The 21,152-nt window shown below is 36.1% G+C and carries 23 protein-coding genes, 1 riboswitch and 1 other annotated feature; of the genes, 9 read left to right on the forward strand and 14 right to left on the reverse strand.

The annotated features are described in order from the left end of the window. Window positions 1-7: 7 nt before the first annotated feature. Entirely contained in the window at window positions 8-934 is a 927-nt protein-coding gene (locus NSQ08_RS19155) for a LacI family DNA-binding transcriptional regulator (RefSeq protein WP_002014951.1), read from the reverse strand. 114 nt (window positions 935-1,048) lie between these two features. Then, complete coding sequence (locus NSQ08_RS19160; protein ID WP_002033869.1) at window positions 1,049-1,525, reverse strand: GNAT family N-acetyltransferase; 477 nt, start codon at window positions 1,523-1,525, stop codon at window positions 1,049-1,051. A gap of 82 nt (window positions 1,526-1,607) precedes the next feature. Here NSQ08_RS19160 and NSQ08_RS19165 point away from each other — a divergent pair, with 82 nt between their 5' ends. Next, window positions 1,608-2,531, forward strand: a complete 924-nt coding sequence (locus tag NSQ08_RS19165) for an alpha/beta hydrolase (RefSeq protein WP_002033868.1) — start codon at window positions 1,608-1,610, stop codon at window positions 2,529-2,531. Window positions 2,532-2,541: 10 nt separating this feature from the next. On the opposite strand, the gene NSQ08_RS19170 is transcribed toward NSQ08_RS19165, so the two are convergent. Further along, window positions 2,542-2,787, reverse strand: coding sequence for a DUF2552 family protein (locus NSQ08_RS19170; protein WP_002033867.1), 246 nt, complete (start codon window positions 2,785-2,787; stop codon window positions 2,542-2,544). A gap of 139 nt (window positions 2,788-2,926) precedes the next feature. On the opposite strand from NSQ08_RS19170, the gene NSQ08_RS19175 reads away from it, so the two are divergent. From NSQ08_RS19175 to ribH, 5 genes are all read left to right on the forward strand, one after another. After that, window positions 2,927-3,133, forward strand: a complete 207-nt coding sequence (locus tag NSQ08_RS19175) for a CDGSH iron-sulfur domain-containing protein (RefSeq protein ID WP_001151582.1) — start codon at window positions 2,927-2,929, stop codon at window positions 3,131-3,133. 190 nt (window positions 3,134-3,323) lie between these two features. Beyond that, window positions 3,324-3,467: riboswitch (FMN riboswitch) on the forward strand. Window positions 3,468-3,776: 309 nt separating this feature from the next. Continuing rightward, a complete protein-coding gene (ribD, locus tag NSQ08_RS19180; RefSeq protein WP_340778000.1) occupies window positions 3,777-4,889 on the forward strand; it encodes a bifunctional diaminohydroxyphosphoribosylaminopyrimidine deaminase/5-amino-6-(5-phosphoribosylamino)uracil reductase RibD in 1,113 nt (370 codons plus the stop codon). Further along, window positions 4,871-5,515, forward strand: a complete 645-nt coding sequence (gene ribE / locus NSQ08_RS19185; RefSeq protein ID WP_002088492.1) for a riboflavin synthase — start codon at window positions 4,871-4,873, stop codon at window positions 5,513-5,515. Before ribD ends, ribE begins: the two co-directional genes overlap by 19 nt. Before the next feature lie 12 nt (window positions 5,516-5,527). After that, window positions 5,528-6,721 carry a bifunctional 3,4-dihydroxy-2-butanone 4-phosphate synthase/GTP cyclohydrolase II gene (gene ribBA, locus NSQ08_RS19190; protein ID WP_002033864.1) on the forward strand — a complete coding sequence of 398 codons (1,194 nt, stop codon included), beginning with the start codon at window positions 5,528-5,530 and terminating at the stop codon, window positions 6,719-6,721. Window positions 6,722-6,739: 18 nt separating this feature from the next. After that, the gene (gene ribH, locus NSQ08_RS19195) at window positions 6,740-7,201 is read left to right on the forward strand and encodes a 6,7-dimethyl-8-ribityllumazine synthase (RefSeq protein ID WP_000230892.1); all 462 of its coding nucleotides are present in this window, start codon (window positions 6,740-6,742) and stop codon (window positions 7,199-7,201) included. Window positions 7,202-7,224: 23 nt separating this feature from the next. On the opposite strand, the gene NSQ08_RS19200 is transcribed toward ribH, so the two are convergent. The 8 genes from NSQ08_RS19200 to NSQ08_RS19235 form a co-directional block, all read right to left on the reverse strand. After that, complete coding sequence (locus tag NSQ08_RS19200; RefSeq protein WP_002088493.1) at window positions 7,225-7,545, reverse strand: hypothetical protein; 321 nt, start codon at window positions 7,543-7,545, stop codon at window positions 7,225-7,227. 182 nt (window positions 7,546-7,727) lie between these two features. Continuing rightward, on the reverse strand, window positions 7,728-8,726 hold the full coding sequence (gene bioB, locus NSQ08_RS19205) for a biotin synthase (RefSeq protein WP_002014986.1): 999 nt from the start codon (window positions 8,724-8,726) through the stop codon (window positions 7,728-7,730). Window position 8,727: 1 nt separating this feature from the next. Beyond that, window positions 8,728-9,537 carry a malonyl-ACP O-methyltransferase BioC gene (gene bioC / locus NSQ08_RS19210; protein WP_012261666.1) on the reverse strand — a complete coding sequence of 270 codons (810 nt, stop codon included), beginning with the start codon at window positions 9,535-9,537 and terminating at the stop codon, window positions 8,728-8,730. Further along, window positions 9,503-10,243, reverse strand: coding sequence for an alpha/beta fold hydrolase (locus tag NSQ08_RS19215; RefSeq protein WP_340778005.1), 741 nt, complete (start codon window positions 10,241-10,243; stop codon window positions 9,503-9,505). Before NSQ08_RS19215 ends, bioC begins: the two co-directional genes overlap by 35 nt. Further along, entirely contained in the window at window positions 10,240-11,427 is a 1,188-nt protein-coding gene (bioF, locus tag NSQ08_RS19220) for an 8-amino-7-oxononanoate synthase (protein ID WP_033709404.1), read from the reverse strand. Before bioF ends, NSQ08_RS19215 begins: the two co-directional genes overlap by 4 nt. After that, entirely contained in the window at window positions 11,393-12,121 is a 729-nt protein-coding gene (bioD, locus tag NSQ08_RS19225) for a dethiobiotin synthase (RefSeq protein ID WP_002033858.1), read from the reverse strand. The genes bioF and bioD overlap by 35 nt, the downstream gene beginning before the upstream one ends. Then, the gene (bioA, locus tag NSQ08_RS19230) at window positions 12,121-13,554 is read right to left on the reverse strand and encodes an adenosylmethionine--8-amino-7-oxononanoate transaminase (RefSeq protein WP_340780194.1); all 1,434 of its coding nucleotides are present in this window, start codon (window positions 13,552-13,554) and stop codon (window positions 12,121-12,123) included. The genes bioD and bioA overlap by 1 nt, the downstream gene beginning before the upstream one ends. Before the next feature lie 77 nt (window positions 13,555-13,631). Further along, entirely contained in the window at window positions 13,632-13,988 is a 357-nt protein-coding gene (locus NSQ08_RS19235) for a hypothetical protein (RefSeq protein ID WP_002128995.1), read from the reverse strand. A gap of 142 nt (window positions 13,989-14,130) precedes the next feature. Then, window positions 14,131-14,350, forward strand: a binding site (T-box leader). Window positions 14,351-14,627: 277 nt separating this feature from the next. Here NSQ08_RS19235 and nhaC point away from each other — a divergent pair. Beyond that, entirely contained in the window at window positions 14,628-16,001 is a 1,374-nt protein-coding gene (gene nhaC, locus NSQ08_RS19240; RefSeq protein WP_002033855.1) for a Na+/H+ antiporter NhaC, read from the forward strand. 49 nt (window positions 16,002-16,050) lie between these two features. Here the strand turns inward: nhaC and cpdB are convergent, their stop codons facing one another. Further along, window positions 16,051-18,420, reverse strand: a complete 2,370-nt coding sequence (gene cpdB / locus NSQ08_RS19245) for a bifunctional 2',3'-cyclic-nucleotide 2'-phosphodiesterase/3'-nucleotidase (protein ID WP_340778010.1) — start codon at window positions 18,418-18,420, stop codon at window positions 16,051-16,053. 261 nt (window positions 18,421-18,681) lie between these two features. On the opposite strand from cpdB, the gene NSQ08_RS19250 reads away from it, so the two are divergent. Continuing rightward, window positions 18,682-19,461: a GDSL-type esterase/lipase family protein gene (locus NSQ08_RS19250; protein WP_340778012.1), complete on the forward strand. Its 780-nt coding sequence runs from the start codon at window positions 18,682-18,684 to the stop codon at window positions 19,459-19,461. Between the two features lie 72 nt (window positions 19,462-19,533). Continuing rightward, complete coding sequence (locus NSQ08_RS19255; protein WP_002088507.1) at window positions 19,534-19,980, forward strand: MarR family winged helix-turn-helix transcriptional regulator; 447 nt, start codon at window positions 19,534-19,536, stop codon at window positions 19,978-19,980. Window positions 19,981-20,004: 24 nt separating this feature from the next. On the opposite strand, the gene NSQ08_RS19260 is transcribed toward NSQ08_RS19255, so the two are convergent. Together NSQ08_RS19260 and NSQ08_RS19265 are read right to left on the reverse strand one after the other, a co-directional pair. Next, window positions 20,005-20,211, reverse strand: coding sequence for a hypothetical protein (locus NSQ08_RS19260; RefSeq protein WP_002167706.1), 207 nt, complete (start codon window positions 20,209-20,211; stop codon window positions 20,005-20,007). A 58-nt stretch (window positions 20,212-20,269) separates the two neighbouring features. Continuing rightward, a complete protein-coding gene (locus NSQ08_RS19265; protein WP_000858888.1) occupies window positions 20,270-20,821 on the reverse strand; it encodes a DUF2062 domain-containing protein in 552 nt (183 codons plus the stop codon). Window positions 20,822-21,152: the final 331 nt, after the last annotated feature.

Genomic DNA, 21,152 nt, shown 5'->3' on the forward strand with positions numbered 1-21,152 from the left:
GCACCTTTTACTTTGTTGTTTCTCTCTCAATGCACCTAAATTCTGTTTCCACTTCTTCTTGTCGCACTTGTTTCTTCTTTATTTTTCCTATTAACTGTTGAAAAGCTATTTCCCCATTTTCTTCGATATAACTTCCAATCGTCGTTAATGATGGACTTATCCATTCACCCTCTACACTCCCGTTAAATCCAATGATTTGTAACTTACCTGGTATATGAATATTAAGAGTTTTCGCCGCCCTGATTAGCTCAATAGCGACCTTATCACTTGAAGCTACAACCCCATCTATGTATGGATGCTTTTGTAACAATTCAAGAAACTGTTGATTCGTATACCCTTGTACAATTTCCTCTCGATAAGAAAGTCCTTCTTTCCAAGCAGTATCTAGAAATCCTGCCACATGCTCTTCCATTTCTTCACTCTCTACTCCCTCACCGATATAGGCAAGAAACTGGCAGCCTTTCTCTTTTAATAAAGAAACAGCTTTCTGTCCACTTTCATAATAGCTCATAAGAGATTGTCGTTCTTCAAGCACAGCGAAAGGAAGTGAGATTTCTCCTATACTTCGAAAAACAGATTTCGTCATTATAACGCCTGCAATGTTATTTTGTTCCAACATATCTATGTATCTATTCTTATTTTCTATATTACAAACTATTACTTGATACCCTTCTTTGTATGCTATTTCCTCAACGAAACGGAGCAAAGTGATGTATGATGGATTATGCAAATTATCTACAAGTAATGCAATCACCGTTGAAGGCTGTTTAAATAAAGGCTTTGCTGTAGCATTCGGTCTATAATGTAATTCTTCAATTGCTTTTTTTACTTGTTTCACCGTATCTTCATGGACATATCCTTTTTCGTTAATGACTCTTGAAACGGTTGCGACTGAAACACCGGCCAATTTTGCAACATCACGTATAGTTGCCACATCGTCACCCCTTAATATGGTAATAGATTACAATTTTAAATTAAACCAAAATATAACATTCGTCAAGGTTATTGTTTTATATTTCTGAAAATTGTTACACAATTTCCACTCTACTCAGAAAATATACTCCAGCTGAATTTCATGTGAAATCGCGATATTATCATAACCAATAAACGGAATTTCTTTCTTTATTTTTCGTGCTTCCTTTATCGCATCAATATACAAGTTCGTCATCATGAAGTTACGTTTTTGATAAAAACGAAGTGCGTTCATATTATCATTCGTCGTAATAAGCCACAATTTTTTACATTCGTTCTCTTTTGCCACTCGCAATACACAATCCACCAGTTTTGTACCAATCCCCTTCCCTTCCTCAAAACTATTTAACGATACAATTTCACACATGTTTTCTATCACTTTATATGTTACAATTCCCACTATTCTGTTATTTCTAAGTGCAATAAAACCAGGTAATTCTTCTAATTGATGTACTCTGCCTCGCGAGACCATCATTGAGCTTCCCCAGTTTTCACACATAAAATCCTGAATTACTTCTTTCATTTCTGGTGTGATTTTTTGTATATGAACCATACACGATTTCTCCCCTTTTCACATCATTGTGATACAATGTTAGTGTATCACATGTAGAGGTATTTGGAGGATGAGGTAAAGTATGAAACGTTTTTTTACAGCATTGTTTACTATACTAGGTGCACTAACTGCGATTGGGATTTTCTTTACAAATAAAGTTATGTACTTGAAGAAAAAAACAGAGGAAGAAGTTTTAGAACGCGAAACGAAAAAGCATTTTCATTTGGACGATTTTAAGGCTATTCAAAAAGAAGAGGTTCACATCCCTTCTCAATTCGGATACGAACTTCACGGATATTACATGCCAGCTGGTCATTCCAATAAATTTATGATTTTTTGCCACGGTGTGACTGTAAATAAAATGAATTCCGTTAAATATGCAAACTTATTTTTAAATAGAGGATATAACGTATTTATTTATGATCATCGCCGTCATGGTAAAACCGGTGGTAAAACAACAAGTTATGGCTATTATGAAAAACATGATTTAAAGTCAGTAGTTGACTGGCTAAAAGATCGTTTCGGAACGAATATTACACTCGGAATTCATGGTGAATCTATGGGCGCTGCAACTCTTCTTCAATATGCAGGATTTGTAGAAGATGGTGCTGATTTTTATATTGCTGATTGTCCTTTCTCTGATTTTTATGGACAGTTACAACATCGTTTGAAAGTTGAGTTTCATTTGCCAAAATGGCCTTTATTACCTTTAGCAAATGCCTTTTTAAAAGTTCGTGATGGCTATACAATTCGTGAAGTTTCACCAATTGATTGTATAAAAAATATTAACAATCCGGTTCTCTTTATTCATAGTAAAGATGATGACTATATTTTATCTGATATGACGAAATCACTTTATGAAGCGAAAGAAAATAATAAACAGCTTTATATTGCAGAACATGGTGCACACGCTTGCTCTTATAATGAAAATAAAGAAGAGTACGAAGATGCCATCGATCAATTTTTAAACACATATGTAAAAGAAACAAAAAACAGGCTTGCATAAGCCTGTTTTTTTACTGCGCTAAAACGTCTGTAACTTGTTCCATATTTTCAGAAATCCACTTTACTGCCTCGTCTAGCGTTGGGAATTCCGTCGTTTGAAAAGTTACCTCATCTTGAAGTAACCAAACATCTTTCGGTTCTTGTCCTACACCTGCGATTGACCAATGAAGTAAACTATATGGATGATTATCATTCAAAAATGATGCCCATGTGCGCTCATTTGCAATATTTTGTAGTGCGTGTAATTTTTTATCCATCTTTCGTCACCTTACTCTAGTCAGTTATACAAACTATTATAACACTCTCTTCTCTCTCAAACAAAGTGCTCTTTTTATATTGTCAAGTACTCTCCCTAATTATATGATGAGAGTAAGCGTTTGGAAAGGAGGGATAACGTTGGCAAAAGTACAAATTAAAGTGAATGATAATGGCTCTTTTCGCGTTACAGGGGACGTGGAATTAGTTGACTCACAAGGGAATGTATTCCCAGCAAAACCAGCATTTTCTTTATGTCGTTGTGGTTTATCAAAAAACATGCCTTATTGCGATGCTTCGCATAAAGGCAAATTCGAGTCTGTTGTTAGAGCACCAGAGGCAGAATAAATATTTAAAGAACATGCACATTTATTTGTGTATGTTTTTTCTTTTGATCAAAGCCTATACAGCCCTTCCCCTTTCCACATTTCTATTACTTTCGTCCCCATTCAAATCGGCATATATTTTCAAACAATTCTTCACATTCGAACATTTTTTACTATGCTTTTTTCTTTTTTGTGCTATAATGTGAGCAAACAACATCCTTCGGGGTCGGGTGAAATTCCCAACCGGCGGTGATGAAGCGATAGCTTCTAAGTCCGTGACCCGTTTTCAACGCGAAAACGGTGGATCTAGTGAAACTCTAGGGCCGACAGTATAGTCTGGATGGGAGAAGGATATGTTTTCTAGTAATTTTATATAGCGAATACACTTTTATTTCAGTATGCATATTTTTAAAGTTTCATTTTGAATCTTTATATATGTTTTATTTTGTATAGTTATGTTTCTATACTGAAATAAAAAGATACGACTAGCGTTGAAAGAATTTGATATTTTGCTAGGTTTTTTCCTTATGCCAAAATATCAGTCATCGTTAGGTTTCTTTCCTATACTTTCGTATTCGAACTATATTTCTAGAAATCACGTCTCCCAAACCCCAAGGATATAAAATCCTTGGGGTTTTTTGATTTTTTCAGGAGAGGTGAAAAGAATGACAGATCAAGAATATATGAGGATTGCCTTGCAGTTAGCACAAGGAACATCGGGACAAACAAGCCCAAATCCTATGGTTGGTGCCGTTGTTGTTAAAGATGGGGAAATTGTTGGAATGGGTGCCCACATGCGTGCTGGTGAAGAACATGCTGAAGTTCATGCTCTTCACATGGCTGGTGAAAGAGCAAAAGACGCTACCGTTTATGTAACACTTGAACCGTGTAGCCATTTTGGAAAAACACCCCCTTGCTGTGAATTACTCATTGAAAAAGGAGTTCAGCGTGTTGTAATTGCTACTCTTGATTGCAATCCACTCGTTTCCGGCAATGGAAAAAGGAAATTGGAAGAAGTTGGAATCAAGGTAACTACTGGTGTTCTTGAGGCGGAAGCCACTTTATTAAATCGATACTTTTTTCACTATATGAAAACGAAACGTCCCTTTGTAACAATAAAAACTGCAATGAGCTTAGATGGAAAAACAGCGACTGTAACCGGTGAAAGTAAGTGGATTACAGGCGAAGAAGCACGCGCTGACGTTCACCAATATCGTCATATACATGATGCTATTCTAGTCGGTGTGAATACAGTTCTAACTGATAATCCACACTTAACAACACGAATTCCAAACGGAGGTAAACATCCTATACGCGTTATTTTAGATACCCACTTACGAACGCCGCCATCTTCTCATGTCATAACAGATGGCTTAACTCCGACATGGATTATTGTCGGTAAGGATGTAAACAAAGAGAAAATAGCGCCTTATGAATCTAACAATATAGCTGTATTCCAAATGAAAACACAGCAAATTGAAATACAAGATGTCCTATCCCTGCTCGGTGAGAAACAAATTCTTTCTCTGTTCGTTGAAGGTGGTCAAACGGTGCATGCAAACTTCTTAAAAACAAATAGTTTTAATGAAATCGTGACCTATATAAGCCCGAAATTAATTGGTGGAAAAGATGCACCCACCTTATTTGGCGGAGCTGGTTTTTCGAAGTTACAAGATGCACTTTCCTTAACAATTCAAGAGATGAAACAAATCGGTAATGATATAAAAATTGTTGCAACCTTAAAAAGCGAGGTGACGGAATGTTTACAGGAATCGTAGAAGAGTTAGGAACGATATCAAGCATGACTCAAAGTGGTGAAGCAATGAAGCTAACTATTAGCGCAAAGCAAATTTTATCGGATGTCAAATTAGGTGATAGTATCGCAGTTAACGGCATTTGCTTAACAGTAACTACTTTTACGACTACTTCATTCACTGTCGACGCAATGCCTGAAACAATGAAAGCAACATCACTTCGTATGCTAAAGCCAAGTGCCAAAGTGAATTTAGAACGGGCGATGGCTGCAAACGGACGATTCGGTGGACATTTCGTCACCGGACATATCGATGGCATCGGTACGATTTTAACTAAAAAACAACATTACAATGCCATCTATTACAAAATAGCAATTTCTGATGAATTACTACGCTATTGTTTGCATAAAGGATCCGTTGCTGTTGATGGCACTAGCTTAACAATATTTGATATAGACGAATCTTCAATTACAATTTCACTCATCCCCCACACAGTAAGCGAGTCTATAATCGGAGAAAAAAAAGCCGGGGACATCGTAAACATTGAGTGTGACATGATTGGAAAATATATTGAACGCTTTATCTCAAAGCCCGCAAAAAGAACTGGTTCAATGACCGAAAGCTTTTTACAAGAAAACGGATTTCTATAAGGAGGAAGCACAATGTTTCATCGTATTGAAGAAGCTCTAGAAGATTTAAAACAAGGAAAAGTTGTTATCGTATGTGATGATGAAAACCGAGAAAATGAAGGCGATTTTATTGCTTTAGCAGAGTACATTACACCAGAAACGATTAATTTTATGATTACACACGGTCGTGGTCTCGTTTGTGTACCCATTACGGAGGAGTACGCAGAACGTCTACAGTTAGAACCAATGGTATCTCATAATACAGATTCACATCACACTGCGTTTACAGTGAGCATTGATCATGTTTCTACAACAACAGGGATTAGTGCTCATGAACGTGCAACTACGATACAAGAATTGTTAAACCCTGCATCAAAAGGCTCTGATTTCAATCGCCCTGGACATATCTTTCCATTAATTGCGAAAGAAGGCGGTGTACTGCGCCGTGCTGGTCATACAGAAGCCGCTGTCGATTTAGCCAAACTTTGCGGAGCAGAACCAGCTGGAGTCATTTGCGAAATTATAAATGAGGACGGTACGATGGCACGTGTACCTGATTTACTAGAGTGCGCAAAACAATTTGATATAAAAATGATTACAATAGAAGATTTAATTGCTTATCGCCGCCATCACGAAACACTTGTGACAAGAGAAGTGGAAATTACATTACCTACAGATTTCGGTACTTTCCATGCAATTGGCTATTCTAACTCATTAGATATGAAAGAACATATCGCGCTCGTAAAAGGTGATATTTCAACAGGCGAACCTGTACTTGTACGCGTTCATTCAGAATGCTTAACAGGAGATGTATTTGGTTCGTGCCGCTGTGATTGCGGACCACAGCTACATGCTGCACTTGCTCAAATTGAGCGTGAAGGAAAAGGTGTTCTTCTCTATATGAGACAAGAAGGACGAGGCATTGGCCTTCTGAATAAGCTTCGCGCTTATAAGTTACAAGAAGAAGGGTTAGATACTGTAGAAGCAAATGAAAAACTTGGGTTCCCAGCTGATCTTCGTGATTACGGTATTGGCGCTCAAATTTTAAAAGATTTAGGCTTACAAAGTTTACGATTATTAACGAATAATCCACGAAAAATTGCTGGCTTACAAGGTTACGATTTAGAAGTAACCGAGCGTGTACCGTTGCAAATGCCAACAAAAGAAGAAAATAAAACGTATTTACAAACGAAAGCAAGCAAATTAGGACATTTACTAAACTTATAATTAAGGGAGAGATACATTATGGTATTCGAAGGTCATTTAGTTGGTACAGGATTAAAAGTTGGGGTTGTTGTTGGACGTTTTAATGAGTTTATTACAAGTAAGTTACTTGGCGGAGCTTTAGATGGATTAAAGCGTCACGGTGTAGAAGAGAATGATATTGATGTTGCATGGGTTCCTGGTGCATTTGAAATTCCTTTAATCGCTAAAAAGATGGCCAATAGCGGAAAATATGATGCTGTTATTACATTAGGTACAGTAATTCGCGGTGCTACAACACATTACGATTACGTTTGTAATGAAGTAGCAAAAGGTGTTGCGTCTTTATCACTACAAACGGACATTCCAGTTATTTTCGGTGTATTAACGACAGAAACAATTGAACAAGCGATTGAACGTGCAGGTACAAAAGCTGGTAATAAAGGATATGAATCGGCAGTTGCTGCGATCGAAATGGCTCATTTATCAAAACAATGGGCTTAAAAAAGAGGCTACAGCCTCTTTTTTTATTTTCTCACCTTTTTTCGTACATCTTCTATTAATTCATCCATCGTTTTTCCTTCTGTTTTTATACGAAGAGCTTGTGCTGTTCTCCACACATTTTCTCTCTTTTCCGCTTCTTCTATAATAGAAATTTCCTTCCTCACTTCTTTTAAATCTTTTCCTTCTGTTTCAAGCCCAAAATGTTCAGCTTTCGTTCGAAAATGCTGTTCAATTCTTTGTTGCATTTCTTTTTGTTCAGGATTTTCAGCCGCCTTAACTGGATCAGCACTTATCGCTTTTATTAAAATCAGACAGGTCATAATAGTTAATATGTATTTGTACATGTAAAATCCTCCAACCCGATATAAATTACATTTTTACTATGTACAATTAGGGCTTGGAAAATTCGTCCACAAAATTATTTTTCTCGTCCAAAAGTGACTACTATCAAGCGTTAATGGACTTTTATTACATTTTATTTACAAAAAAAAAGCAACCCCTTTAAAGAGTTTGCTTTTCATCTATCTTATAGCGCACATTCTTCAATCTCAAATCCTAAATCTTCAATCATACCCCAGTCCGCAGTCGGCTCTTGTCCAGCTGTTGTTAAATAGTCCCCGACAAAGATAGAGTTTGCTGCAAATAAACCAAGTGGCTGTACAGAACGTAAATTAAGTTCTCGACCACCTGAAATACGAATTTCTTTTGTTGGATTTACAAAACGCATCATCGCCAGCACTTTTAAACATTCTACAGGTGTTAATTCTTTTTGTCCTTCAAGCGGAGTACCCTTTACAGCAACAAGGAAATTACATGGAATAGAATCCGCATCTAAACGTTGTAATTCAAATGCAATTTCAGCGCGCTGTTCAATCGTTTCTCCCATTCCAAAAATTGCTCCAGAGCATGGCGAAATACCGGCTTGCTTCGCTTTTTGGACTGTATCAACACGATCGTCATACGTATGCGTTGAACAAATGCTATCATAATTGTTGGCATGCGTATTTAAATTGTGATTATAACGATGCACACCAGCTTCTGCTAACTGACCTGCTTGATCTTCATTTAAAAATCCTAAACAACAGCAAATTTTTAAATCTGTCGTTTCACGAATTTCCTTAACTGCTCCAATAACGTGATTTACTTCTTTATTCGTCGGACGACGACCAGATGCAACAATACAATATGTACCTGCTTTACGACGAATTGCTTCGTGCGCTCCTTCAACAATTTTCTCTTGTGTTAACCATGCATACTTATCAATCGGTGCTTCTGAAATAATAGACTGTGAACAATACCCGCAATCTTCAGGACATAATCCAGATTTCGTATTTATAATCATGTTCAACTTTACTTTCTTACCAAAATGATGATGGCGAATGATGTAAGCTGCATTCATAATTTCTAAAACCTCTGTATCATCAGCTTCTAATATTGCAATTGCATCTTCTTTCGTAATCATTTTCTCTTCTACTACGTCGTATGCAAGTTTTTTCCAATCCCTTTTTGTTTGTACTTGTTTCATTTCATCTCTTCCCCTCTTTTGTTATATACGTAAATAAAGCATGATATGTTGCCATTATCCCTTCTTTTCCCGTGAAGTCTCTTTCGTATATACGAAGCATCGTACGAAAGAGTGAAGGGCTTTGACAGTAAGACTCTTCATTACTATTGGTTGCCCCTACTTTTCGAATAGAATGTAGAAACTCCCTAACTTCTGTAAAGCTTTCTATGTAACACGTTTCAGAAACATGTACATTTCCTAATGGATTTTTGCATATATTCACTAACTGTTCTTTCGAAACGAATCGTTGTCCTATTGAAGTACAATTGTGTATCCCCTTTTCTTTCTTAGCACGCTGAAAAGACGTATGCAATTCTTGAAAAGTCGTATTACCAAACGTGGAAAATAATAATATTCCTTCTTCAGACAAATAGTTAAATAAATTTTTCACTGTCTCTTTTAAATCATTAAGCCATTGAAATGTAGCATTTGAAATGATGACATCATATGGATTTTCTAATTTTAATTGTTCAATATCTTCACATCGAAACATCACATTTCCCAAACTTTTTCTAGTTTTCGCGACTGCAATCATCTCATCAGCAAAATCCACAGCTGTAATATGAGCTTTCGGAAATAAATTTGATAATTGCTCTGTTACATATCCTGTCCCGCATCCAAGTTCTAAAATACGTATCGATGATGTTTCACTATATCGTTCCTTCAATGTAGAAAGTAACGAATGCGCCATCTTTTTTTGTACATTTGCATATTGATCGTAGGATACAGCCGCCCCGTTAAACCGTTTTTGCAGTAACGTTTTGTTGATCATGTCGTATCCCCTCTACAAATTGAATAATTTCATTTGCGCAATATTCAAAATTCATTACACATAATGCATGCCCAGCACCGCTTACTACTTTTAGATTGGCATTCGTATTATTCGCCATACTATGGGCTGCAGACAATGGACATATTACATCCTGCTCTCCATGAAGGAGTAACAGCGGGGCTTTCATATCTATTACTTCATTTCTCATATCTGTTTCTATTAAATAATCTAAGCCTAATTGTAAAGACTGAATCGAGTCTCCTTTAAACTGCTGCGCAATCTCTTCAAAACTCGTATTCTCCCTCAGCTCACTTTTTGTAAACATATTTTCATAGAAACGCTTCAAAGTATCTTCTTTTTTTCTCGTTAAATTCTTTTTCATACGTTCTACATGCAAGGAATTCCATCCACTTGTATAGTCACTTGTATTGGTAAATTTAGCGGTACCACCAATTAGTACCATACCTTGGGTCTTAATCTTTTTATAAGCTTGTACTGCCGCTAACGCTCCTAGTGACCATCCAACTAAAATTACATTTTCATCCTGTGCTACATCTATTATTCGCCCCGCAAATTCACTTTGTTCTTTCACGTTACGCCAATCTATACATTGAACAGAATATCCTTTAAAATATGGCAGAACCAAAGTCCAAACACCTTCTTCCATTCCCCATCCTGGAATAAAAATAAGCTTTAGCTCTTTCATACTAAAAACCCCTCTTCTTTGCCAATGCGTATAATATGCTGAATAGCCCATTTTAAATCGGCTATTGTATGTTGTGACGTAACTGCAAAACGGACTCGAGAACTACCAACTGGAACAGTCGGCGGACGAATTGCAATGGCTGCGATACCTACCTCTTGTAACCTTTCACTAAACCGTAAAGTATTTTCATTTGACCCAACTACAATCGGTACAATATGAGTTGAGCTATTCCCAATATCAAAACCAGCTTCTTGTAAATGCGTCCTGAAATATGCACCATTCTCTATAAGTCGCTCTCTTCTTTCGTTATCTTCTTTCACAATTTCAATTGCTTTTCGGATCGCCCCTAATGTTCCTGGTGGTAAAGCTGTAGTAAAAATCAAGCTTCTCATCATATTTTGTAAATACTCTATATAAATGGAATCACCCGTTAAATACGCACCATAACACCCTAAAGCCTTACTAAACGTCCCCATATGTATATCAATTTTTTGAGCAATATCTTTTTCTACATGAGATAATCCTGCTCCACCGATTCCATATATTCCACTTGCATGTGCTTCATCAACTATAATGATCGCCCCGTATTTCTCTTTCAGCTGAACTAAGCCTCTCAAATATGCAATATCTCCATCCATACTAAAAATCGTATCTGTTACGATTAATTTTCTCTTTTCTGGTGACGCTATTTGCAACATCTTTTCTAAATGATCCAAATCATTATGACGATATCTTTTATGCTCTGCTCCGCTTAATATAATTCCATCAACAATACTTGCGTGATTTAATTTATCACTAAAAACCATATCGTGACGACAGGCTAAAGCAGATATAGCACCTACATTTGCTGTATACCCGCTATTTACGATTAATGCTCTTTCAGTACCTTTCCAATCACATATACTTCTCTCAACCTCTTCATACAGTGGATAATTTCCTACAACGAGACGAGATGCTGTCGCTCCAGTTCCATATTTTCTCGTGCAGGCAATAGCAGCTTCTTTCAACCTTTCATCTCCAGCTAATCCTAAATAATTATTCGATGCTAAATTTAGCATCTTTTTCTTATTTCGAATAAGCCATGTCTCTTCCGCTTTCTCTGTTACATGTAAATTACGATACTGCCCTTGCCCCTTTAATTGTTCTACTTTAGATTGAAGATGCGTGCGCCACATTTGATTCATTTTGGATGAGCTCCTCTAATTTTGAAATCATAATATGCTCTTTTGCCGCCCCTAATAATTCTTCCTTTGTAAACTCTCCTTCAAGGAATGGTAATAACCCTAAAACCGGCACGCCACTTAACTCCTCAATCATTATTTTATTTTCTTGCACTCTTTCTTTTTCACATTCTTTACAACCAGACAAAATTACACCCGCTACTGTTAAACCGTGTGCCTTTGCATAAGAAATTGTTAAGACAGTATGATTAACTGTCCCTAGTGTCGGACGCGCTACTACAATAAGAGGAAGCTGTAATTCTTTTGCAAAATCAATCACTAAAGCATCTTCTGTATATGGAACTGCAAGCCCACCAGCCCCTTCTACAAATAGGCTATTAAACTTTTTTAGTAGTTCATTATAGTGATCAGTAATTTCTTTTAACGTTACTGTCCTTCCAGCTCTTTTCATTGCAAGTCTCGGAGCAAGTGGTTCTTCAATGGAATAAGGACAAATTTCATCTTCTTCTGTCGGTACACCCGATAATGCTTTTAACCTTGCTGCATCACCCTCAGGATTTGATGCAACATGTCCACTTTGCAACGGTTTATATACACCAACATTATGTCCACGCTCTCGAAATATACCTGCCAATGCTCCTGTCACTACCGTTTTTCCAACTTCTGTATCCGTTGCTGTTATAAAGAAACCACTCATTACTCTCCCTCCGTAACATCCGAGATTGCTTTATATAAAATGCGTAACATCTCATCAATCTCAGCCACCGTAGATGCAAGAGGAGGCATAAATACAATCGTATTACCGAGTGGTCGCAAAATCATGCCCAGCTCTCTTGAACGTTTACATACTTGAACGCCGACTCTTTCTGTCCATTCAAACGATTCTTTCATTTCCTTATTCTTCACAAGTTCAATACCAACCATTAGCCCACACTGACGAATATCTCCTACGTGCTTATATTCATTAAGAGCTTCTAATTGTGCCGCTACATATTCTGCTTTATGCGCAACATCTTCTATTAAATTAGTTTTTTCATATAGTTCTAAATTTGCAATTGCTACGGCACACCCTAACGGATTCCCTGTATAACTATGACCATGGAAAAACGTTTTTTGTTCTTCATAGCCTCCTAAAAAGGCATTATAAATTTCATCTGTCGTTACCGTAATTGCCACTGGTAAATAACCACCTGTTAAACCTTTTCCGGCTGTTAAAATGTCTGGCGTCACATCCTCGTGTTCACATGCAAACATTTTCCCGGTACGCCCAAATCCAGTCGCTACCTCGTCTGTAATAAATAATACATTGTATTTTGTACATAAATCGCGAAGCCCTTTTAAGTATCCTTTTGGCATTGTAATCATCCCACCAGCACCTTGCATTAATGGCTCCACAATAATAGCTGCTACTTCTTCATGTTTTTCTTGTAGCATTTCTTCCATTTCTTCTAAATGTTTCTTTACAATTTGTTCCTTATTATCTCCATAAGGAGAACAATATGTATATGGATACGGCATTTTAATTGCCTCAAATAATAGTGAACTATACACTTGGTGAAACAAGTCTATTGCTCCTACTGAAACAGCCCCTATCGTATCACCGTGATATGCTTCTTTTAATGTAACAAATCTTTGTTTTTTCGGTTTTCCTTTATGCTGCCAATATTGAAAGGCCATCTTAATTGCAATTTCAACGGCGCTAGAACCAGAGTCTGAATAGAATACTTTCTTCAAACCTTCTGGTACAACTTCAATTATTTTTTCTGCTAATAAAATAGATGGAACGTTAGCAAGTCCTAGCATAGTAGAATGAGCAATTTTATTTAATTGCTCGCGAATTGCCTCATCTAGTTCTGGTACTTGATGCCCATGAACATTTAACCAAATAGATGAAACACCGTCCCAATATTCATTTCCATTTACATCGTATAGCTTTCTTCCCTCTCCACGTTCAATAATGACAGGATCTTCTTCTAAATAATCTTTCATTTGTGTAAATGGGTGCCATACGTAATCTTTATTCTTCTTCGATAATTCTTCATATGTATAAGACGATTTTTCACTCGTGTTACTATTAACAGCCACAATTGTCACCCCTAATGTTAACTTATTTATAAATATAGTTAACATTAAAAACAAATGACTGTCAATTATTTTTAAGTCAAATAGTTCTCAAAAAAGAACAACTTATCATACGATAAGTTGTTCTACTTTCCATGTTGTATCTTTCCAATTTCTAAAATAATCTCTTCATCTTTTTTTCCTTCTGTATCAATTCCAAGTTGCTTAGCATGCTCAATTAACAAATCATGGCGCTGCTCAAATCTAGCGGTATCTACTTCTTTTGTAACCTCTTCTTTTGTTTTCCCCTCAGTAGAAACTCCTAGTTTAGTAGCTGCTTTTTCCATCGATTTCTTCTCTTCAGTTTCTTTCACTTTCTTCACTTCTGACTGCTGTATTTGCTTTTGTTTCGACTGCTCTGATTCAGCTGCAAAAGCTGTGTAAATTCCAGCACTTCCGCCAACGACTAGTAAGGTGGTAAAAAGAATTATTTTTTTCTTCACTCTTTCCTCCCCTTTCAAATTCATTATAACGCACATTTTTACAGTATGAAAAACATTTCTCCTTTATTTCCCTAAAAAAATATCGAATGTTTTTATTGACATGTATGATGAATATATGATAAAAATTTAACTAACATCATATGAATCGGCGTTGATAGGATTTAGTAGTATTTCGTTTTCTGATTTCAGAGAGCTGGTGGTCGGTGCGAACCAGTACAGAGCGATTTATGAATTACCCCCTGGAGCTTCTTTTACGAAACGTGAGGAGTAGTGAAAGACGGTTTAGACCGTTATGTCTAAAGAGTGGTGAAATGAAACTGTTTCACAATTTAGGGTGGTACCGCGAATTTTTCGTCCCTGCATATATTGCAGGGGCGTTTTTATTTTATGAGCGCATATCATATGACCCTTTATTTTGTGATACATTCCTTTCACAAGCTAGGGTGGTACCGCGATTTCTTCGTCCCTGCATAATTATATGCAGGGGCGTTTTTTTATCCAATCATTTCCGTATCATATTGAGATGTTGACAATTACCGGTAATTTGTCACAAAATTCTAAATTTTAGAAGGAAATATACAATATTGGCGAATTTTATATAAAAAAGAGCTATTTTAAATTACTTAGGAGGGAAAAACAATGGTTTCAAAAATTGAATCTGTTCTTTTAACATTATTTATCTTTTTCTGTATTGGCTTTAGTGTTATCCAATTAGAAGTTTCACCACACATCCCAATTTTATTTGGTATCGTTCTTTTATTAGCATTTGGATTTATGAAAAAAATCTCTTGGTCTACTATGGAAAAAGGGATGATCAGTAGTATTTCAGCTGGTATTCCATCTATTTTTATTTTCTTACTTGTGGGCGTATTAATTAGTGTTTGGATCGCTGCTGGAACAATTCCAACTTTAATGGTATACGGCTTCCAGCTTGTATCTCCTAAAATTTTCGTCCCAACCGTTTTTGTTGTTTGTGCAATTGTTGGAACAAGTATCGGTAGTGCCTTTACAACTGCCGCAACTGTAGGACTTGCCTTTATGGGAATGGGTAGTGCTCTCGGATACGATCCAGCTCTGATCGCTGGTGCAATTATTTCTGGTGCATTCTTTGGAGATAAAATGTCTCCTTTATCTGATACAACAAACTTGGCTCCTGCTGTAACGGGTGTAGATTTATTTGAGCATATTCGTAACATGCTTTGGACAACAGTTCCTGCTTTCATTATTGCTTTTATCGCATTTTTCATTTTAGGAAGCGGTACTAGTGGAGACGTTGACTTCACAAACTTTATTAGCACGTTAGAAAAAAACACAACGATTTCCATCGTTACACTTATTCCAATTTTATTACTGTTCCTATTCGCATTTAAAAAAGTTCCAGCAGTTCCAACATTGCTTGCAGGAATTGTGGTAGGAATTATTATTCTCTTTATTTTTAAACCTAGCACTTCTTTAGCTGATTTAATGAAAATTATGCAAGACGGCTACGTTTCTAAAACTGGTATTAAAGACATTGATAGCTTACTATCTCGCGGTGGTCTACAAAGTATGATGATGTCGATTGCTCTTATTTTCCTAGCTCTTTGTATGGGAGGATTATTACAAGGAATGGGTATTATAGCGCAGCTGATGAATATTATCTCTAGCTTCGTAAAAAATAGCACACGCTTAATTATTTCTACTGCTTCAACTGCAATTGGTGTAAACTTCTTACTTGGTGAGCAGTACTTATCCATCGTTTTAACAGGACAAGCATTCGCTAATAAATACGATGAAGTCGGTTTAGAACGTCGTAATTTATCACGCGTATTAGAAGATGCAGGTACAGTCATTAACCCGCTCGTACCATGGGGTGTAAGTGGCGTATTCTTAACAAACGTCCTTGGCGTTCCAACATTCGATTACCTTCCATACGCAATCTTCTGTTTAGCTTGCCCAGTCTTAACGATTATCGTCGGCTTTACTGGATTTGGCCTTTCATGGAAGAAAGAAAAAGCAGTACCAGTTTCATAATATAATAAAAAGGATTACCTTAATCGGTAATCCTTTTTATATTTCTCCGCTATCTATTCGCTTTCTTTCTTCTAAATAACATAAGTAATCCCGCTCCAACAAACGCCAGACCTGCTCCAATTGTAGAAGCAACACTTGTACCTGTTTTCGGTAAATCACGTTCTTCTTTACCTTCACTTACTTTCGTTGTTTCTTTTTCATTTTGACTATCTGTTGTAGTTTGTCCAGATCCCGCGTTGTTTCCATCTTGTTTTGGTTCATTAACAGTATTACCTTCATCCGTTGGTGGTGTCGTTGGATTTCCTCCGTTATTGCCTTCACCTGTTGGCGGTGCCGTTGGATTCTCTCCATTATTGCCTTCACCTGTTGGTGGTGTCGTTGGATTTTCTCCGTTATTGCCTTCACCTGTTGGTGGCGTCGTTGGATTCTCTCCACCAGTTTCCTTATCATCATTCTTCTTCGTTATATCAATTGCATATTTAGCAAATTCATTTTCAGATGGTCCAACATATGATATCTTTCCATCTTTCTTTATATGATTTTGTGCATTTGGTGAAGAATCGAATGTTGTATTTAATTTATCTGCTACAATCGGCTTAAACGTCCAATTTTGATCTGCTGCTGGATCAATAACTGGTGTTTCTTGCATATATTTCACAATGATTTGACGTGTTTCATCTTGTGATTGATATACAACTTCCCCTTTACTTACACCTGGGAACGTTTGGCTACTTCCACGATAGTTATTTGTAGCGACGATGAACTCTTGATTATCAGCTACTGGCTTCCCTTCATACGTCATATTTACAATACGATTCGTATTTGCATTTACAACTTTACCATCTTTATCGTATTTCGCTGGTTGCGTCACGTCAATTTCGTATTTTAGACCATCTAAAATATCAAAATTATATGTAGGATAACCTATATTTACTAGTGGCTGCTCTTCTGTTTTCGCTGGATCAATTTTATTAAACTGACCAGCAGACATTTCAAGCCATTCTTTTACTTGTACCCCGTTTACTTTTACAGCATATAACGTATTTGGATATACATATAAATCCGCTACGTTTTTAATTGCTAACGTTCCAGCTGGAATATCCGTATAATATGTAGCACCGTTTCGGCCACCCGCTTTAAATGGTGCTCCTGCAGATAATACTGGAATTCCTTTATATTTGCTATACTGTCCATTTTCAGCAAACAACTTTTCTACATACCATTTTTGTGCATTTGTCACAAGTTGTACAGAAGGATCATCTTGTACTAATGAGAAATAACTATTAATTGGCGCTGTCGTTTTTCCTACAGCTGTATTCACATAATCAATTGTCGCTTGATGATCATCTTTAATTTCATTAACTAATCTTTGATCAGATTGTACTAATGGGTTCCCTTTACTATCAGCAATCGGACGAAGTTGCGGCTTCGATTGCTCTTTTTGTACTTCCCATTTTCCGTTTACCTTTTTCAATTGCATATCAATAATACCCAGGTTACTTCCAAAGACACCAGGCATTACAACAGGAACACCATTAAATACATCCTTCACTTCAGTATGTGAATGTCCCATTAATACTGCATCTACACCAGGAACCTCTGTTAAATAATATGAAGCATTTTCCATTTTGGGGCTACGGCCGCTCTTATCGACACCTGAATGGGCTAATGCAACAATAACGTCCGCACCTTGCGCCTTCATTTCTGGAACTAACTTTTCCGCTGTATCAACAATATCTTTCGCTTTTACTTTTCCTTCTAAATTTGCTTTATCCCAGTTCATAACTTGAGGTGGAACAAATCCCATTACACCAATTTTCACCTTTTGTTTTTGACCAGATTCATCCTCTACTTCTTTTTCAAAAATATGATATGGTTTAAAGTAGTTTTGGTCGTTCTCTTCATTATTATCTTTATCGTCTTTATAAACGTTCGAGTTAATAACCGGGAACTCTGTTTTACTAGTCACTTTGTTTAAATAATCTAAACCGTAGTTAAATTCATGATTCCCAAGAGAGATGACGTCATACTTCATTAAATTCATTACACGATATAATGGATGTGTATAACTAGGATCCACAGGCTTCTTCGGATCATTTATTTTATTCGCTACATAATCTCCAAGCGGTGTCCCTTGTAATGCATCCCCATCATCAAATAGGACAGAGTTCTTCGCTTCTTCACGTGCTTTATTAACAAGTGTTGCAGTTTGCACGAGACCTACTTTATTATCTGTTTTCGTTTGATAATAATCGTAATTCATTAAGTTAACGTGAATATCTGATGTTTCTAAAATTCGTAAGTTAACTGTACTCTCCCCAGCTTTTTCCTCTGCTTGAGCTGTTGTTGGCAACACTTGCGTTGCTATAACGCCAATAGCAATTGTTGCTCCAGCTAACATTTTTTTTGACTTTTTCACAAAAAATCCCCCTTATACAATTACCCCAAAATAATGAAGTGAATCTCTATCAGTCTCTAACCACATACCTTTTTTCTTCTATTAGAGCGATAATCTTCACCTTATCTGACATTATCATATCTAAAGTGCTTTCATATCGTCAATATTTTTTGACACACTTCTACAAATTTTCTGTAAAGTTTTCATAAATATATAATATGCCCTTACATTGCTTATACTGCTGAATATGATACAATTACCAATTACAAGGAGGATGAATTTATGAAAAAAGTCATCTTAACAATTGTTTGTCTCCTCCTTCTAATCATTTCTTATTCTTATTTTGAAAAGAACGATGAGACAAAACAAAAAGAAATTGAAAGAAAAACAGAAAAAATATCTGCTCCCAGTTGGATTGATAAGCAAACGAATGATTCCTTTTATCACCTCGTATTAGGTGATTCACTTGCAAAAGGATATGGATCTACACAAGGGGGATTTGCCGAATTAGCTTCTAAACAATTAGAAGGACAAATTCATAAACCAATTAGGGTAGAAAACCTCGGTGTAAATGGTCTCACTACAGATCGTCTCGTTAAAAAAGTCCAGTCAGAAGAAGTTCAACAAAAAATTAGGGAAGCAAATATAATTACTATTAATATTGGAGCAAATAATTTATTCCGCTTAAATCGTGATGTAGGTGTTATAGATGGTATTAAAATGTTAAATAAAGAAAAAGCCCGTTTTGAAACGGATGTAAAAAACATTGTAAAGACCGTTCGAGATCAAAATCCGAATGCTTTACTCATTCTATCTGAACTCTATAACCCTTTACAACTAGATGACTCCATCGCAAGTTATGCAGATATGTTTTTAGATGGTTGGAATGATTCTATTTATTCTATTTCAAAAGCACATCAACCGTCGATTGTTTTACCAATTCGCAAATTAATATCGAAGGATAAAAAAGATTTACTATTTGACCAAGTACACCCAAATGATAACGGTTATACGATTATTGCCAATACATTTACAAAGCAAGTGTTATCCTACAAATATTAAGGCTACCATGAAACAATTCTATTTTTATACCTTGTCTTTTTTGTTACAATGATAGTAGAAGGGGGCCGTTATATGGAATCACGCGAGTGGGAACGTATTGTTGATCATCTTCTTTCGCTAGTGCCTCTTTTTTATCGCAAATTTATGCTTCCTGGAGAGTTTTCTTCTCAAAGACATATGCCGCCATCACATACGCAAGTGTTACTGCTTTTGCATGAAAATGGTACATTAGCAGTTTCAGAAATTGGCAAGCGGCTAGCGATTTCACGGCCTAACATGACCCCTCTATTAAACAAACTTATTCAAGAAGAGCTAATAGAGCGTCATTATAGCGAAAAAGATCGAAGGGTCATTTTAATTTCCCTAACAACTGAAGGGAAAATGTTAGTAAGTCAGTATCAGCAATTCATTTTAGGAAAACTAAAAGAAAATTTTCAAACATTATCTGAGGAAGAGCGTGAAAAGCTCATTTATTCTCTTAAAACCATTCAAAATTTAATTTTGAAAACAAACGCATAAAGCTGCTTCTAAATAGAAGCAGCTTTATGATTCGTAATAATTACCATAGTATACATTTGAATACGGCCATGTCGTTAAATATGGTTTTTGTTCTTGCGTAGGCTGTTGTTGTGGTATTTGTGGTATTTGCTGTAATTGTTGTTGTCGATATAGCTCGTATTGTCTACTCATATCATAAACCGGATAATAATTTACATATGGGTATACTTGCGGTACGTAATAATAATACATTCATTCTCTCCCCCTTTTTCTTAAACATATTCAAAGGAGAAAATGAATGTGACATTCTTTATATTTGAACAAGTGGTTCTCTCACTTGTTTCTTTCTTTTCTTCAAACGTAACTTACGATTCTTTTCATATAAATAATGCACAACGAAATATGAAATTACCCCAAACACAATTCCTATTATCGTCATACCAATTAATACATATACTTCACTCTGTAATAAGCTCTTTAACATCGTAAAAATATGGCTCGAAAACAAATCTGATATCGTAAATGGTTCATGATGTATTTTCTGTACATCAAATGGATAAATCATTTTCCCTAACGCATAAGCAAACGGAAATAAAAATACTGGGAGAAACGATATTTTCCCAATAATATTACCAATGACTGCGGCTGGAAAAGATCCTTTTGCTAACCTGACAATTGGATAAAATATTAAATATACGAGCGATGCCGTATAAATTACCAACATTTCTAAACCAAATCCAATCGCAAAACCTAACGACACTTTCTTTGCTCCTTCTGGTGATCGAAGCAACTTATAATATTGAAACTTTAATATTCTCCACATCCGCTGAAAAAACGAATATGTTTTCTTAGTTGTTTTCAAATTCATCATCTCTTTAACTATATTTTTTCTATCTAGTATGTCCTTACATGATATGAAAAACAAATGTAGTTTACTCTTTTTATTATAAATGATATAGAGATGGTTAACCAAATATACATACGACATTTCAATATAAAAAAGCACACCTCTAATTGTTATTCGTGTCTAAAAATTTGAGGTGCACTTTAGTTGAACGGCTTTTTTCTTATTTATTCTCCTAATGTTTGTCCCATGTCATTTATTTTTATATCAAGACGAAAAAAGCACTTGTTGCCTTTAATCGACAACCCAGTGCTTTAAGTTCATCTGTTTTTAAGTAGCATAGATTTCT

It is taken from the genome of Bacillus sp. FSL E2-8887 (assembly GCF_038007205.1).
GTDB classification, from domain to species: Bacteria; Bacillota; Bacilli; order Bacillales; family Bacillaceae_G; genus Bacillus_A; species Bacillus_A mycoides.

Bases quoted from the DNA above. Each gene is read 5' to 3' on its own strand.
- NSQ08_RS19160 (WP_002033869.1), bottom strand. From the start codon at position 1,525: ATGGTTCATATACAAAAAATCACACCAGAAATGAAAGAAGTAATTCAG.
- NSQ08_RS19165 (WP_002033868.1), top strand. From the start codon at position 1,608: ATGAAACGTTTTTTTACAGCATTGTTTACTATACTAGGTGCACTAACT.
- NSQ08_RS19170 (WP_002033867.1), bottom strand. From the start codon at position 2,787: ATGGATAAAAAATTACACGCACTACAAAATATTGCAAATGAGCGCACA.
- ribD (WP_340778000.1), top strand. From the start codon at position 3,777: ATGACAGATCAAGAATATATGAGGATTGCCTTGCAGTTAGCACAAGGA.
- ribE (WP_002088492.1), top strand. From the start codon at position 4,871: ATGTTTACAGGAATCGTAGAAGAGTTAGGAACGATATCAAGCATGACT.
- ribBA (WP_002033864.1), top strand. From the start codon at position 5,528: ATGTTTCATCGTATTGAAGAAGCTCTAGAAGATTTAAAACAAGGAAAA.
- ribH (WP_000230892.1), top strand. From the start codon at position 6,740: ATGGTATTCGAAGGTCATTTAGTTGGTACAGGATTAAAAGTTGGGGTT.
- NSQ08_RS19200 (WP_002088493.1), bottom strand. From the start codon at position 7,545: ATGTACAAATACATATTAACTATTATGACCTGTCTGATTTTAATAAAA.
- bioB (WP_002014986.1), bottom strand. From the start codon at position 8,726: ATGAAACAAGTACAAACAAAAAGGGATTGGAAAAAACTTGCATACGAC.
- bioC (WP_012261666.1), bottom strand. From the start codon at position 9,537: ATGATCAACAAAACGTTACTGCAAAAACGGTTTAACGGGGCGGCTGTA.
- NSQ08_RS19215 (WP_340778005.1), bottom strand. From the start codon at position 10,243: ATGAAAGAGCTAAAGCTTATTTTTATTCCAGGATGGGGAATGGAAGAA.
- bioF (WP_033709404.1), bottom strand. From the start codon at position 11,427: ATGAATCAAATGTGGCGCACGCATCTTCAATCTAAAGTAGAACAATTA.
- bioD (WP_002033858.1), bottom strand. From the start codon at position 12,121: ATGAGTGGTTTCTTTATAACAGCAACGGATACAGAAGTTGGAAAAACG.
- bioA (WP_340780194.1), bottom strand. From the start codon at position 13,554: ATGTTAACTATATTTATAAATAAGTTAACATTAGGGGTGACAATTGTG.
- nhaC (WP_002033855.1), top strand. From the start codon at position 14,628: ATGGTTTCAAAAATTGAATCTGTTCTTTTAACATTATTTATCTTTTTC.
- NSQ08_RS19250 (WP_340778012.1), top strand. From the start codon at position 18,682: ATGAAAAAAGTCATCTTAACAATTGTTTGTCTCCTCCTTCTAATCATT.
- NSQ08_RS19255 (WP_002088507.1), top strand. From the start codon at position 19,534: ATGGAATCACGCGAGTGGGAACGTATTGTTGATCATCTTCTTTCGCTA.
- NSQ08_RS19260 (WP_002167706.1), bottom strand. From the start codon at position 20,211: ATGTATTATTATTACGTACCGCAAGTATACCCATATGTAAATTATTAT.